Below are 14,064 nucleotides of genomic sequence, written 5' to 3'. Positions count from 1 at the left end.
CTATTTTACACAATTATATGGACGTAACTGGTTTTTCCTGCTTAATTTTACGCAAATCGCTTTTGTGTTAAAGGTAGATCGATTAGTTTAACGATTAGAGGAAATGCGTCAACGTATCGGCAACTCTTTTATGCCAATAGCTTTTGTGTAAACGGACAATCGATTAGTTTGACGATTAGTGGAAATGCATCAACGTATCGGCAACTCTTTTTACGCAAATCTCTTTTGCGTTAAAAGATGAAAAACAATTTTACGCAAATCGCTTTTGTGTTAAAGGTAGCTCGATTAGTTTGACGATTAGAGCGTTTGCGTCAACGTACAAGCGAACCCTTTTACGCAAAATGCATTTACGTTAAAAGATAAAAAACAATTTTACACAACGCACATTTCTGTAAACGACCACTCAATTAATTTAACGCAACAAGAAATTCACGAGTTTTTTTCATCCGAAATAATGTAAAAGATTGAAAAGTAATCATTAATTTTATATACTAATTTTAGCACCAACTACTAAATGGGGAGATAATGTGGCAAAGTTAAAGAAAGATGAACGCCGTCTAGAAATTGTGAGGCGATTGGACGAGGATCCGTTTTTAACAGATGAAACACTCGCAAACGATTTGAACGTTTCGATTCAAACGATTCGTCTGGACCGTTCTGTTTTAAATATTCCAGAACTGCGTGTCAGAGTTCAAGCAGTCGCTAAAAAGAATGCTGAAGAAATTAAAAGTATTCCGCTTCAAGATGTCATCGGTGAACTGGTACAAATTGAAGTGAACAAACAAGCGTCTTCGTTTTTTACAGTTGAAAAAGAACACGCATTTTTAAATTATAATATCGCACGCGGACACTTCCTATTTGGTCAAGCAAACTCACTTGCTGTGGCAGTACTCGGTAAAAAGAAGGTGCTGACAAAGGAAGCAAACGTAAAATATTTAAAACCGGCAAAAGTCGGAGATAAGATTGTCGCAAAAGCGACCGTATTAAAAATTAAACCATATGAAGCACTTATATTAGTGGAATCATATGTAAAAGATGAAACAGTATTTATTGGACATTATGTCATGCATTTTGAAAATGAAGGTGAAATAGAATGAAAACAATCGCAGTCGATCTGATGGGTGGAGACCACGCACCAGAAGCAATTGTCGATGGTATTAAATCAGCATTAAAGAAATATGAAGATATTCAAATCTTAGCGTTCGGAACAGCAGGTAGTTGGACTGAGACGCATGATAGAGTGAAATTCGTAGAAGTGACAGAGGTCATTACAAGTGAAGACGATCCAGTACGTGCAGTTCGTCGTAAAAAAGATTCATCGATTGTACGTGCGGCAAAAGCAGTAAAAGAAGGGAAAGCAGATGCTTTTGTATCTGCAGGTAACACAGGTGCCTTACTTACGGCTGGATTATTCGTTATAGGACGTATTAAAGGAATCGAGCGTCCAGCGCTCGCGTCGATGATTCCGACGACGAATAATAAAGGCATGCTCTTACTCGATCTCGGTGCAAACTCTGAAAATAAGCCAAAACACTTATTACAGTTTGCACATATGGCGTCTATTTATATGGAAAATATTCGAGGACGTAAAAATCCATCAATTGGTTTAATCAACAACGGTAGTGAAGATATTAAAGGAACACCACTTACTAAAGAGACGCACCAGTTACTTCAAGACTCAAACTTAAACTATAGTGGATATTTTGAGACGAGAGACATATTAACTGGTAAATACGATATCGGTGTCACAGACGGATTTACAGGTAACATCGTTCTTAAAACGATCGAAGGAACAGCAAGTAGCCTACTCGGTGAAGTGAAGAAAATCTTTTTATCTTCGATGTTAAATAAGTTATCTGCACTCGTCGTTAAAAAAGATTTAGGTCAATTAAAAGACTTAATGGATTACCGTCAATTTGGCGGTGCACCGTTGCTCGGTTTAAATGGACATGTTTTAAAAGCGCACGGTTCAAGTGACGCTCTCGCAATAGAAAATGCGATTCGAAACGCGATTACAATGGCGAATAGTGACGCGATTGAACAAATTAAGGAGGCGATTTTCGAAGATGAGTAAACTCGTTTTGTTCCCGGGGCAAGGGGCACAGTATCATGAAATGGCAAAGGATTTATATGAACATAATGACGCAGCAAAAGAACTACTCGATACGATCTTTAGCTACGTTGATTTTGATTTAAAAGAAATCATGTTTTCTGAAGACGATGAACGACTCAATAATACAGCGTTCACGCAACCCGCATTATTTGCGCATTCACTTGCGGTGCTTAAAGCAACGGGAATTAAAGGCGATTACTTAATCGGACATAGTTTAGGAGAATTGCCAGCTCTAGTGCATGCGGGTGTTTTATCTTTAGAAGATGGAGTAAAAGCAGTCGCCATGCGCGGACGTTTAATGAGTGAAGCAAAAGACGGTAAAATGGCTGCAGTCATCGGTATGGATAAGGACAAGCTCGAAGCGTTATGTGAGTCACTCAGTGATGACGAAGAAAAAGTCTCACCAGCAAACATAAACGCACCAGACCAAATCGTGATTTCTGGAGATGCAGCGAAAGTCGATTTATTTATAGATGAAGCAAAAGCACACGGCGCGAGACGCGTCATTCCGCTAAAAGTATCAGGAGCATTCCACTCACACTTAATGAAAGGCGCTCAAAATTCGTTCGAAACGTTCTTACAAGATATTACGTTTAATGATGCAGAAATTCCTGTTATACAAAACGTTTCCGCAGAACCAGAAACTAATAAAGAAATTATTAAACAAAATTTAATTCAACAAATTACGTCGCCAGTTCGTTTCGTAGAATGTGTTGAAAAAGCAGTCGAACTTGGTGTAACTGAATCTGTCGAAGTTGGACCGAAAAAAGTTCAAACAGGTTTACTTAAAAAAATTACGAAGTCAGTAGACACAGCACATATCGATACAGTAAAAGAGGTGAATGAATACAATGAGTAAAGTAGCATTAGTTACAGGCGCATCAAGAGGTATCGGACGCGCAGTCGCATTACGTTTAGGTGAAGACGGCTATACAGTTATCGTCAACTATTCAGGGAATAAAGAAAAAGCAGAAGAAGTTGTAGAGAAGATTAAAGAACAAGGTGGCAACGCTGAAAGTTATCAGTGCCAAGTTCAAAACTATGACGAAGTGAAAGAGATGATCGCACATATTAAAGATACGTACGGTCAACTCGACGTTGTCGTGAACAACGCAGGGATCACAAAAGATACGCTACTTATGCGTATGAAGCCAGAAATGTTTGACGATGTTATTAACGTCAACTTAAAGGGTGCGTTTAACGTCATTCAAAACGTTTCTCGTATGATGATCCGTGCGAAATCTGGACGTATCATCAACATCTCAAGTATCGTCGGAACCCTTGGTAACCCTGGACAAGCAAACTATGTTGCGAGTAAAGCAGGAGTCGACGGTTTAACGAAAAGTGTCGCAAGAGAACTCGCAAGTAAAAATATTACAGTAAACGCAGTCGCACCAGGATTTATCGAAAGTGATATGACAGACGTATTAAGCGACGATTTAAAAAACAAAATGCTCGAACAAATTCCATTACAGCAGTTCGGTCAAGTCGAAGACATCGCAGAAGCTGTATCATTTTTAGCATCAGACCGTGCGCGCTATATTACAGGCCAAACGATTCACGTCAACGGTGGAATGTACATGGCGTAACCGCTGTGTTATTATAAACACAAGTTTCAGTGCCGAAAATAAAGGTCGGCCACGAACATTCGCGGGGTGTGGCTTTTATTCTTTTAAGAGAGTGATGAGATGGTTGTAGTCGGGCGACGGATGGTAGGTTTCTCTGTTGATAGTCTCATCTGCGACGGTGAAATAAACTTTTCGCAGTCGATTCGGGGAATCGTCGGCGAGATGAAAAACTCCCCGTCGCTATGGAGGTTATCGTCGGCGAGAGTCAGATTTCATCGACGATTCAAGCAGTATCGTCGGCGAAAATCGGGAAAACGAGAAATTCACCGACGATTCGATCATTCCCGTCGGCGAATCAAAATTTCACCGATGAAAGTCTCATCTGCGACGGTGAAATAAACTTTTCGCAGTCGATTCGGGGAATCGTCGGCGAAATCGAAGTTTCCCCGTCGATTCGAGACAATCGTCGGACCAAATCACGAAAATCACGCATTTAAAACCTGCTCACTGGGTATAAAGATTAAGAATCATCTCTACAACTGAGATACGACCACTATTTTAAGGAGGTGAAGTAGGGATGGATAATTTTGATAAAATTAAAGACATTATTGTCGACAAATTAGGTATCGATGAGGATCAAGTGACGAAAGATGCGACTTTCAAAGATGACCTTGGTGCGGACTCTTTAGACATTGCGGAACTTGTAATGGAATTAGAAGATGAGTTCGATACTGAGATTCCAGATGAGGAAGCTGAGAAAATCGTTACTGTTGGTGATGCTTTAGATTTCATCGAGAAGCTTGAAAACCAATAATTTGATAGACAAAATCCACTTTCTATAAAGTGGATTTTTCTTTTATATCGCTACAACAAACCGCATAAGTTTAGTAAACTATATTAGGGTGAGATTATGGATAAATTACTACAATCAATCGAACAAGATGAAGACTCTAAAAGACACGTCGATTCTTTTTTTAAAAAGTTCGATTCTTTTATGAAGAAACATCAGATTCAATATGAAAATGACAAATTATTTTTACAAGCATTTATGCACAGTTCATTCGTGTATAACATTCATTTAGACCGAATTCATTCGAACGAGCGTCTAGAATTTTTAGGTGACGCGGTATTAGAACTGATGGTCTCAGAATATATATTTGACGCGTTTAAAGATTTCCCTGAGGGAGATTTAACAAAGTTGCGTGCAAATATCGTTTGTGAGCCTTCACTTGTAATATTTGCGAACGACTTAAAAATGGAAGAGTTACTATTACTCGGTCCAGGAGAAAAAAAGACAGGCGGTAAAAAGCGTCCGTCGATTATCTCGGATATGTTCGAGGCATTTTTAGGTGCGTTATATCTCGATCAAGGATACGACGCTGTGTGGAAGTTTTTAAGTGTGAATGTATTCCCGAAAATTGAACGCGATGATTACCTCGGAATTTCAGACTTTAAAACAGCACTTCAAGAGTTTGTTCATAAAGCATACAAAGAAGAAGTGTATTACCACTTACTCGAAGAGACAGGTCCGTCACACGACAAAAACTTCGTTTCTAACGTGACGTTAAACGATAAAGAAATCGGGCGTGGCAGTGGTCGCTCTAAAAAAGAGTCTGAACAACTCGCAGCAAAAGTTGCGTTTTATCATTTAAAAGAAAAGGCCGAAAGATAATATGGTATTTTTAAAAAGTATAGAAGCTAAAGGATTTAAATCGTTTGCCGATAAAACGACGATCGAATTTAATGACGGCGTCACTGCGGTTGTTGGACCGAACGGTAGTGGTAAAAGTAACATTATCGACGCTGTCAGGTTCGTTCTCGGTGAAACGAGCGCTAAGCAATTTCGCGGGTCTAAAATGGAAGACGTTATATTTAACGGAACGACAGAACGAAGTAAGCAAAACAGTGCAGTCGTTCAACTGAATTTAGACAATAAAGACCGCGTGTTAGACTTTGACTACGACAACGTCACGATTCGTCGTGAGCTATTTAGAAGTGGTGAAAGTAACTACTATATCAATAAAGAACGCGCAAAATTAAAAGACGTGACAGAACTCTTTATGGACTCTGGTCTTGGTAAAAACGCATACAACATTATTTCTCAAGGTGAAGTTGATCACGTTTTAAATCAAAAACCAGAAACGCGCCGTGAAATTATCGAAGAAGTTGCCGGCGTCATGAAATATAAAACACGTAAAAAAGAAGCAGAACGTAAACTCGATGATACGTTACTCAACTTAAGCCGTATTCACGACATTACGAGTGAACTCGAGTCACGCGTTAAAAAGCTCGAAAAAGAAAGTGCCATCGCGACTGAGTATTTAGCGCTTTTAAACGAGATGAAGCAAAGCGACATTGAAGTTACTGTGTTTGATATTAAAGAGCTGTCTTCAAAACTTCATCAGTTAAAAGAGACGTATTCGAACGATGAACGTACAATTGAAGACGCGAGAAATCACGTCAATTTACTCGACGTTGCGATCAATAACTTACGCGACAAGCGAGAAGTGTTAACTGAAAACGAGCGTAGCATTCACGACGCGTTCGTCAAAGCATCTAGAGAAAAAGAACAAACAATCGGTAAAATCGAATTATTTAAAGAACGTAAAACGAGTCGTTCAGATCAACATGACAGTTTAACTGAAGAAAAAAGCAATAAATTAAAAGAACAACAATCACTAGAGCATGACCTTGAAGCATTACGTACATCTTTTAATGAAACGAAAGATGAACAGTCGAACGTAAAAGCAGAAATCGATACAATCAACGCTTCGTTACAATCGCTTGTTGACGGTAACGACGTCGATATCGACGCATTAAAAGAACAGTATTATGCGGTCATGGTCGAAAAGACTTCTTTAGACAACCAGTTAAAAGACTATGAAAAACAAGAGGCAATTGATTCAAGTAAACGAGAAGAGTTAGACCGTCGTATGAACGAATTAAAAGAGTCACTCGCCACACTAAATGAAAAAAATAAAAGTTTAACGGGTACACTCACAACACTTGAAACATCACTAAAAGATAAGCGTGAGGCGTATAAAGAAACGAAATCAAAACGTGACCACGAAGAATCTCATATAAAGTCGTTAACAGAGCAATTCGACACAGCGAATCGTTACATCTCACAACTTACATCTAAACGTGATATGTATGAGTCGATGATGTCAAATTACGACGGATATTACCGCGGCGTAAAGTCTGTATTAAAACGTAAAGACAAGCTCACAGGTGTATTAGGTGCCGTCATGGAACTTATCGAAATCGACAGTTCGTATATGACAGCACTTGACGCAGCACTCGGTAGTCAAACGCAAAGTGTCGTGACAAAAACTGAACAGGATGCTAAACGTGCAATCCATTATTTAAAAGATAAAAACCTCGGTTACGCGACGTTTTTACCACTCGACACAATACAAAGGAGATCTTTATCTCAAGAAGTTGTATTTAAACTCGAATCGACATCAGTAGAGCATCATATATTAAAAGATTTAGTCGACACGAAATATGACGCACTGATCGGTCACTTATTTAGTACGACGATTATCGTCGAAAATTATGACGACGGTGCCCGATTATCTAGAGAGTTAAATTTTAAAGCGCGTATCGTAACACAAGACGGCGAAATCTTTAACCCGGGTGGTGCAGTCAGTGGGGGAAGCCGTCAAAACAACAACTCAGCACTTAAATTACGAAAAGAAAAAGATGCACTCGACGATAAAATCAAAGCGTACACGCTAGAAGTCGACAGGCTTACTAAAGAACTTTCAAAAGAAAAGGACAGTCTAAAAGAATTAGACACTCTTCTAAACACGCTAGAAACTGAAGGCATTCAGTTAAAAGAATCATACGATGAACAGAGTCAGTTACTAGAACAAACGAACCAAGACATTAAATTAACAAATGAACGCATTGCGTTATTAAAAGAAACGTTTGATTCTACAACTGAAACTATGGAAGCATCGACGTTAATAAAAGCGATAGAAGAGAAAACAAAAACACTCGATTCGCTTCAAAAAGATATTCAGTTACTCACGAAAGCTCAAGGGGATACTGAAGCGGCTGAAAAAGAATACGAAAGTAAAAAGCAAACGCTTCTTACAAAACAAGCGGAATTAGAATCGACACTTCGATATAAACGTTCTCAAGTAACGGATTACGAAGAAAGGCTTTTAAAAGTGAAACGTGAAATTGTAGATATCGATTCACGTATTGAAATGTTGACTTCAGATTACGAGTCGATCGATATCGAAGCGTTAGAGACGTTATCTTTAGAACTCGACGAACAGTTAGACGTGTTACAAGACTCTTCATCACAACTTAAAAAAGAGATACACGAAGTGAGTGAAGAAACAAAGCACGACGTGAATTTACGTCAGTCGCATTTAGATACGATAGAGAAGCTATCTGAATCGCTACGTAAAACGCACGGTAAAAAGGAACGCGTCGAATCAATGTTAAGTGTAAAAATCGATTACTTATCTGAAACGTATGAAATGACGTTTGAACGTGCAGAAAAAGAATATACGGACTTAACAGACATCGACATGAAGCGCGAAAGAATTCAGTTAAATAAAAAAAGTATCGACGAACTCGGTAACGTAAACTTGAACGCAATTGATGAGTTTGAAGTCGTGAACGAACGTTATACGTTTTTAAAACACGAAGAAGACGATTTGTTACAAGCACGTGAAACGTTACTCGACGTCATTAAAGAAATGGACTATGAAGTGTCTGAACGCTTTAAAGAGACGTATCACAACGTCAATGAACACTTTAAAAAAGTGTTTAAGACGATGTTCGGCGGTGGGGAAGCAGAACTCCGCTTAACAGAACCGGGTGATTATTTAAATGCTGGATTACTCATATACGCTCAACCTCCAGGTAAAAAGCTAACGAGCATGTCGCTACTTAGTGGGGGAGAGCGCGCGTTAACAGCGATTAGTTTATTATTCAGTATATTAGAAGTGAGAAGTAGTCCGTTTATAATATTAGATGAAGTAGAAGCGGCACTCGATGAGGCGAACGTGTTACGATTCTCAAATTACTTAAGACATTTAACACGTTACAGCCAGTGTATCGTAATCACTCACCGTAAAAAGACGATGGAGCAAAGCGACCGATTATTCGGTGTGACGATGCAAGAAAAAGGTGTCTCTGAGCTAATTAGTGTAGACTTAAAGACATACGAGGAACGAGAAGTTGAGGGGGAATACTAAGTGAGTTTATTTAATCGTTTAAAAAAGAAATTCTCAGGTAAAGCAGATAAAGAAGAGTTTGAACAAACGCCCGTCACTGATGAAATGAAAGATGCAGATTTAGACGGAGACGGTTTAATATCGATTGAAGAATTTGAAGAGTGGGAACAAGAACAAGTCGGTTATAAATTTAAACAAGGACTTGAAAAATCTCGTGAGAAATTCCAAGATCAAATCAACCAGTTAATGGCGACGTACCGTAAAGTAGATGAGGACTTTTTTGAAGCGCTCGAAGAAGTGCTCATTACTGCAGACGTCGGTTTTGAAACGGTGATGGAGTTAACAGATGAATTACGAGATTATGCGAAACTTAAAAATATTACTGAAACAAAAGAACTCCGTGAAGTAATCGTTGAAAAGATGATAGAGATATACGAACGTAACGGTGACTTAGACGAAAGCATGAACATGCAAGACGATTTAACGATTATTTTAGTCGTCGGAGTAAACGGTGTCGGTAAAACGACGTCAATCGGTAAACTTGCACATCGCTATAAGTCTGAAGGTAAAGACGTATTACTCGCAGCCGCAGATACATTCAGAGCTGGGGCTATTAATCAGCTTGAAGTATGGGGTGAAAGAGTCGGTGCAGACGTCATTAAACACCAAGAAGGTTCAGATCCAGCAGCTGTAGTGTTCGACGCAGTAAACGCAGCAAAGCGCCGTGGCACGGACGTGCTAATTGTCGACACAGCAGGACGCCTACAAAATAAAGGGAACTTAATGAAAGAACTCGAAAAGATGAAACGCGTCATTCAAAGAGTCGACGAAAATGCTCCGCACGAAGTGCTACTCGTATTAGACGCTACAACTGGTCAAAATGCTATGCTTCAAGCGAAAGCATTTAACGAAGTAACAGAGTTAACAGGGCTTGTCTTAACAAAACTTGATGGTACCGCAAAAGGTGGTATCGTCCTTGCGATTAAAAACGAACTCGGTATTCCAGTAAAATTCGTCGGTCTCGGAGAAAAAATTGATGACCTCGAAATATTTAGTGCAGAAAACTATGTTTACGGACTATTTGCAGATATGATTGACAATGCAGAGGAAGTTGTTGAAGATGAACGAACTGAATAAGACGTTACGTATGAACTATTTATATGATTTTTATAACGGCTTATTAACAGATAAGCAAAAAGATTACGTAAAACTCTATTACTTAATGGACTTACAGTTTTCTGAAATCGCAGATGAGTTAAACGTGACGCGACAAGCGGTTTATGATAATTTAAAACGTACGACAGAAGTACTCGAAGCATACGAAGAACACCTCGGTATGTACGCGCGTTATTTAAAACGTCAACAATTATACGATGCGTTAAAAACATCGCTCGACGATAAACAACAAGCACTGAGTATAATAGAAGAACTCGAATCACTCGATTAGGAGGAATTATTGTGGCATTTGAAGGATTAGGTTCAAGGCTTCAAAGTATCTTAGATGATATTAAAGGTAAAGGTAAAGTCACAGAACAAGATATAAAAACGATGATGCGTGAAGTACGCTTAGCACTTCTTGAAGCGGACGTTAACTTTAAAGTTGTCCGTCAGTTTATTAAAGATGTGTCCGCGCGTGCTGAAGGCGCAGATGTCATGAAATCATTAACGCCAGGCCAACAAGTCATTAAAATCGTACAAGAAGAACTTACAGCGTTAATGGGTGGAGAAAATGCGAAAATCAATTTAGCAAAAAAACCACCGACAGTTATTATGATGGTTGGTTTACAAGGGGCAGGTAAAACGACGACTGCTGGTAAACTCGCGTTACTGTTACGTAAACAACATAACAAAAAACCATTACTCGTAGCAGGAGATATATACCGTCCTGCTGCGATTGACCAGTTAGAAACGATCGGCCGTCAATTAGACATTCCAGTCTATTCAATGGGAGACAAAGAAAAAGTCGAAACAATCGTAGAAAACGCGATGCAGTACGCTAAAGAAGAACATTTAGATACAGTCATCATCGATACAGCCGGTCGTTTACACATCGACGAAGACTTAATGAACGAATTAAAAAACGTTAAAGAAATTTCAAATCCAGACGAAATTATGCTCGTCGTCGACTCGATGACAGGTCAAGACGCAGTGAACGTCGCTGAATCGTTTAACGATTTACTAGACATCACAGGAGTGACACTCACAAAGTTAGACGGGGACACTCGTGGTGGTGCGGCACTTTCAATTCGTAGCGTCACTGAAAAACCGATTAAATTTATCGGGGTATCAGAAAAACTAGACGGTCTAGAACCGTTCCATCCAGAGCGTATGGCAAGCAGAATTCTCGGAATGGGAGATATTTTATCGATTATCGACCGCGCGCAAGCAAACGTCGACATGGAAGAGCAAGAAAAGCTCGAGCAAAAGTTAAAAGAAAATTCGTTTACGTTAGACGACTTTTTAGATCAAATGGACCAAGTGAAAAATATGGGACCACTTGATGAGCTAATCAAAATGCTTCCTGGTGCGAACAAAATTAAAGGGTTAGATAAAGTAAAAATGAGCGGTAAAGAAATCGACCACGTTCAAGCGATTATCCGTTCAATGACGATGGAAGAGCGCGAGAATCCTGAGAAATTAAACATCTCAAGAAAGCGTCGTATCGCTAAAGGGTCAGGTCGATCACTTCAAGAAGTGAACCGTTTATTAAAACAATTTAACGAAATGAAAAAGATGATGAAGCAATTTACAAATCAAAAAGGAAAGCGTAAAAACCCATTTGGCGGCATGGGATTACCTTTTTAAAATTGTAAAGGAAAACCTCTTTACAACGTTAAAATCATCTGTTATTATTATATAAGTAATTTTGAACATGAGAGGTGTATATAAATGGCAACAAAAATCAGATTAACTCGTATGGGTTCTAAAAGAAATCCTTTCTACAGAATCGTAGTTGCGGACTCAAGAGTAAAAAGAGATGGTCGTATTATCGAGCAACTTGGTTACTTTGACCCATTAAAAGAAGAAGACAACGTTAAATTAGATGATGAAAAAGCATTAGAGTGGATGTTAACAGGTGCAAAACCTTCAGACACTGTACGTTCTATTTTCAGTAAACGTGGTCTTATGGAAAAATTCCATAACGCGAAACAAGGTAAATAATTATGAAACAGCTACTCCAAACGATTTTACAACCTATCGTTCGTCATCCCAAAAGTCTTACGATTACTGAGACGACTGAAGATAGAAAAGTGGTCTATACTGTTAATGCACATGAAGAAGACATTGGCAGAATCATTGGTAAAGGTGGTCGTGCCATTAAAGCAGTGCGTACGATCATGACAGCAGCAAATGATGACCCGTCAGTAAGAGTGTTTGTTGACGTAGAGTAAAAACACATCCGACACGGGTGTGTTTTTTTATTCGGAAAGGAATCACGATGATTGATATTGGAACATTAGTAAATTTCCACGGTGTCCGTGGTGAAGTTAAAATTTTAAGTAGTAGTGATTTTACGAACGAACGATTTGCGGTCGGTAAAACAGTGACGATTAACAACGAAACATATACAATCACGCGTTATCGTAAACATAAAAACTTTCATATGTTAACGTTCGACGGAGTTACAAATTTAAACGACGTAGAACATTTAAAAGGTCACACAGTGTATCAAGCACTAGATGCGATTGATATTGAACTACCAGAAGGGCAATATCATTATGAAGATATTATCGGCTGTGAAGTAATAAACTTAGACAATAACGAAACTTTAGGAGAAGTGACGTCAATTATCCCAACTGGTAGTAAAGACGTCTTTGTCGTATCTGATAAGTATATGATTCCAAACGTAGACGACTTTATTAAACTCATTGATATCGAGCGTAAACGAATTGAAATAGAACCGATTGAAGGGCTGTTAGATTTATGAACATATTCTACTTAACATTATTTCCTGAAATGTATGAAGGTATTTTAAGTTCATCAATTTTAAAGCGTGCAAATGACAAAGGTATCGTGAGTTATAAAACGATTAACTTTAGAGATTACGCAAACAACAAACATAATCAAGTCGACGACTATCCGTACGGTGGTGGTGCTGGTATGGTCTTAAAACCAGAACCAGTATACGAAGCGTTTGAATCATTACATTTAGAAAACGCACGCGTATTACTCATGTGTCCGTCCGGGAGACCGTTCGATCAACAGTTTGCTGAAGAATTATCTACTGAAGAAAACATCGTTTTTATAAACGGACATTACGAAGGATATGATGAGCGTATACGAAACCTCGCAACTGATGAAGTTTCAATCGGGGACTACGTATTAACGGGAGGAGAAATTGCGTCGATGGCAATGACAGACGCCATCGTTCGTCTCATCCCTGGAGTCATTCAACAAGAAAGTCACGAAAACGACAGCTTTTCAACAGGTATGCTCGAGCATCCACATTACACGAGACCAAGAGAATATCGAGGTATGAAAGTACCAGACGTATTACTGAGTGGAGATCATAAAAAAATCGAAGAGTGGCGAGAAGAGGAATCGTTAAAACGCACAAAAGAAAGACGACCAGATTTATTAAAAAATAAAAAATAAGTTGAATCGACCAATTAAATATGGTAATATGAATAAGTCTATGAGGACGAAAAATCACAACGATCCGCTGTATAGATGCTATATAAGATGGTTGGTAGGAAGAGGAGAATTTAAATGTCACAACAATTATTACAAGACATTACAAAGTCACAACTTAAAACTGACTTACCAGAGTTTAGAGCTGGGGACTCAGTAAAAGTACACGTACGTATCACTGAAGGTGAACGTGAAAGAATCCAGGTGTTCGAAGGTGTAGTCATTCGTCGCCGTGGTGGTGGAATTTCTGAAACATTCACAGTAAGAAAAATCTCTTACGGTGTTGGAGTAGAAAGAACATTCCCTGTTCACACACCAAAAATCGATAAAATCGAAGTGACTCGTAAAGGTAGCGTACGTCGTGCGAAATTATACTACTTACGTAGCTTACGTGGTAAAGCAGCACGTATCAAAGAAAAACGCGAAAACTAATTTTCGTTATAAAAGCACTGAAGATAATGTCTTCAGTGCTTTTTTTATAACAAATAATTATTTATTAATTAAATTTAAAACATATTGTAAATCTTAAATTTCAAGTTTAAGTTAGCCACTT

General features: G+C 38.7%; 15 protein-coding genes. All 15 read left to right on the top strand.

Annotated elements, in window-relative coordinates:
* The first annotated feature begins 527 nt into the window (after positions 1-527).
* The 15 genes from fapR (at position 528) to rplS (ending at position 13,943) form a co-directional block, all read left to right on the top strand.
* Complete coding sequence (fapR, locus tag HMPREF2767_RS05780; RefSeq protein ID WP_068128819.1) at positions 528-1,097, top strand: transcription factor FapR; 570 nt, start codon at positions 528-530, stop codon at positions 1,095-1,097.
* Positions 1,094-2,074 (top strand): phosphate acyltransferase PlsX, encoded by a 981-nt coding sequence (gene plsX / locus HMPREF2767_RS05775; RefSeq protein ID WP_070457649.1) that lies wholly within the window; start codon positions 1,094-1,096, stop codon positions 2,072-2,074. The genes fapR and plsX overlap by 4 nt, the downstream gene beginning before the upstream one ends.
* A complete protein-coding gene (gene fabD, locus HMPREF2767_RS05770) occupies positions 2,067-2,972 on the top strand; it encodes an ACP S-malonyltransferase (RefSeq protein ID WP_070623041.1) in 906 nt (301 codons plus the stop codon). Before plsX ends, fabD begins: the two co-directional genes overlap by 8 nt.
* Entirely contained in the window at positions 2,965-3,702 is a 738-nt protein-coding gene (gene fabG, locus HMPREF2767_RS05765; RefSeq protein ID WP_068128813.1) for a 3-oxoacyl-[acyl-carrier-protein] reductase, read from the top strand. Before fabD ends, fabG begins: the two co-directional genes overlap by 8 nt.
* Positions 3,703-4,258: 556 nt before the next feature.
* The gene (locus HMPREF2767_RS05760; RefSeq protein WP_040929198.1) at positions 4,259-4,495 is read left to right on the top strand and encodes an acyl carrier protein; all 237 of its coding nucleotides are present in this window, start codon (positions 4,259-4,261) and stop codon (positions 4,493-4,495) included.
* A 96-nt stretch (positions 4,496-4,591) separates the two neighbouring features.
* Entirely contained in the window at positions 4,592-5,353 is a 762-nt protein-coding gene (rnc, locus tag HMPREF2767_RS05755) for a ribonuclease III (protein ID WP_083286891.1), read from the top strand.
* Between the two features lies 1 nt (position 5,354).
* The gene (smc, locus tag HMPREF2767_RS05750; protein ID WP_070623038.1) at positions 5,355-8,900 is read left to right on the top strand and encodes a chromosome segregation protein SMC; all 3,546 of its coding nucleotides are present in this window, start codon (positions 5,355-5,357) and stop codon (positions 8,898-8,900) included.
* Positions 8,901-10,016 carry a signal recognition particle-docking protein FtsY gene (gene ftsY / locus HMPREF2767_RS05745; RefSeq protein ID WP_068128810.1) on the top strand — a complete coding sequence of 372 codons (1,116 nt, stop codon included), beginning with the start codon at positions 8,901-8,903 and terminating at the stop codon, positions 10,014-10,016.
* Positions 9,994-10,326: a putative DNA-binding protein gene (locus tag HMPREF2767_RS05740; protein ID WP_144265443.1), complete on the top strand. Its 333-nt coding sequence runs from the start codon at positions 9,994-9,996 to the stop codon at positions 10,324-10,326. The genes ftsY and HMPREF2767_RS05740 overlap by 23 nt, the downstream gene beginning before the upstream one ends.
* Positions 10,327-10,337: 11 nt before the next feature.
* Positions 10,338-11,684, top strand: a complete 1,347-nt coding sequence (ffh, locus tag HMPREF2767_RS05735) for a signal recognition particle protein (protein WP_070457661.1) — start codon at positions 10,338-10,340, stop codon at positions 11,682-11,684.
* A gap of 84 nt (positions 11,685-11,768) precedes the next feature.
* Positions 11,769-12,041, top strand: a complete 273-nt coding sequence (gene rpsP / locus HMPREF2767_RS05730) for a 30S ribosomal protein S16 (protein ID WP_040929193.1) — start codon at positions 11,769-11,771, stop codon at positions 12,039-12,041.
* A 2-nt stretch (positions 12,042-12,043) separates the two neighbouring features.
* Positions 12,044-12,271 carry a KH domain-containing protein gene (locus HMPREF2767_RS05725; RefSeq protein WP_070623035.1) on the top strand — a complete coding sequence of 76 codons (228 nt, stop codon included), beginning with the start codon at positions 12,044-12,046 and terminating at the stop codon, positions 12,269-12,271.
* Positions 12,272-12,318: 47 nt separating this feature from the next.
* Positions 12,319-12,807, top strand: coding sequence for a ribosome maturation factor RimM (rimM, locus tag HMPREF2767_RS05720; RefSeq protein ID WP_068128805.1), 489 nt, complete (start codon positions 12,319-12,321; stop codon positions 12,805-12,807).
* On the top strand, positions 12,804-13,475 hold the full coding sequence (gene trmD / locus HMPREF2767_RS05715; RefSeq protein ID WP_070623032.1) for a tRNA (guanosine(37)-N1)-methyltransferase TrmD: 672 nt from the start codon (positions 12,804-12,806) through the stop codon (positions 13,473-13,475). The genes rimM and trmD overlap by 4 nt, the downstream gene beginning before the upstream one ends.
* Positions 13,476-13,589: 114 nt before the next feature.
* Complete coding sequence (gene rplS / locus HMPREF2767_RS05710) at positions 13,590-13,943, top strand: 50S ribosomal protein L19 (protein WP_040929189.1); 354 nt, start codon at positions 13,590-13,592, stop codon at positions 13,941-13,943.
* Positions 13,944-14,064 lie beyond the last annotated feature (121 nt).

The sequence above is a fragment of the Nosocomiicoccus sp. HMSC067E10 genome (genome assembly GCF_001810835.1).
Classification (GTDB): Bacteria; Bacillota; Bacilli; order Staphylococcales; family Salinicoccaceae; genus Nosocomiicoccus; species Nosocomiicoccus ampullae_A.
This window is presented reverse-complemented; position numbering and strand designations above follow the sequence as displayed.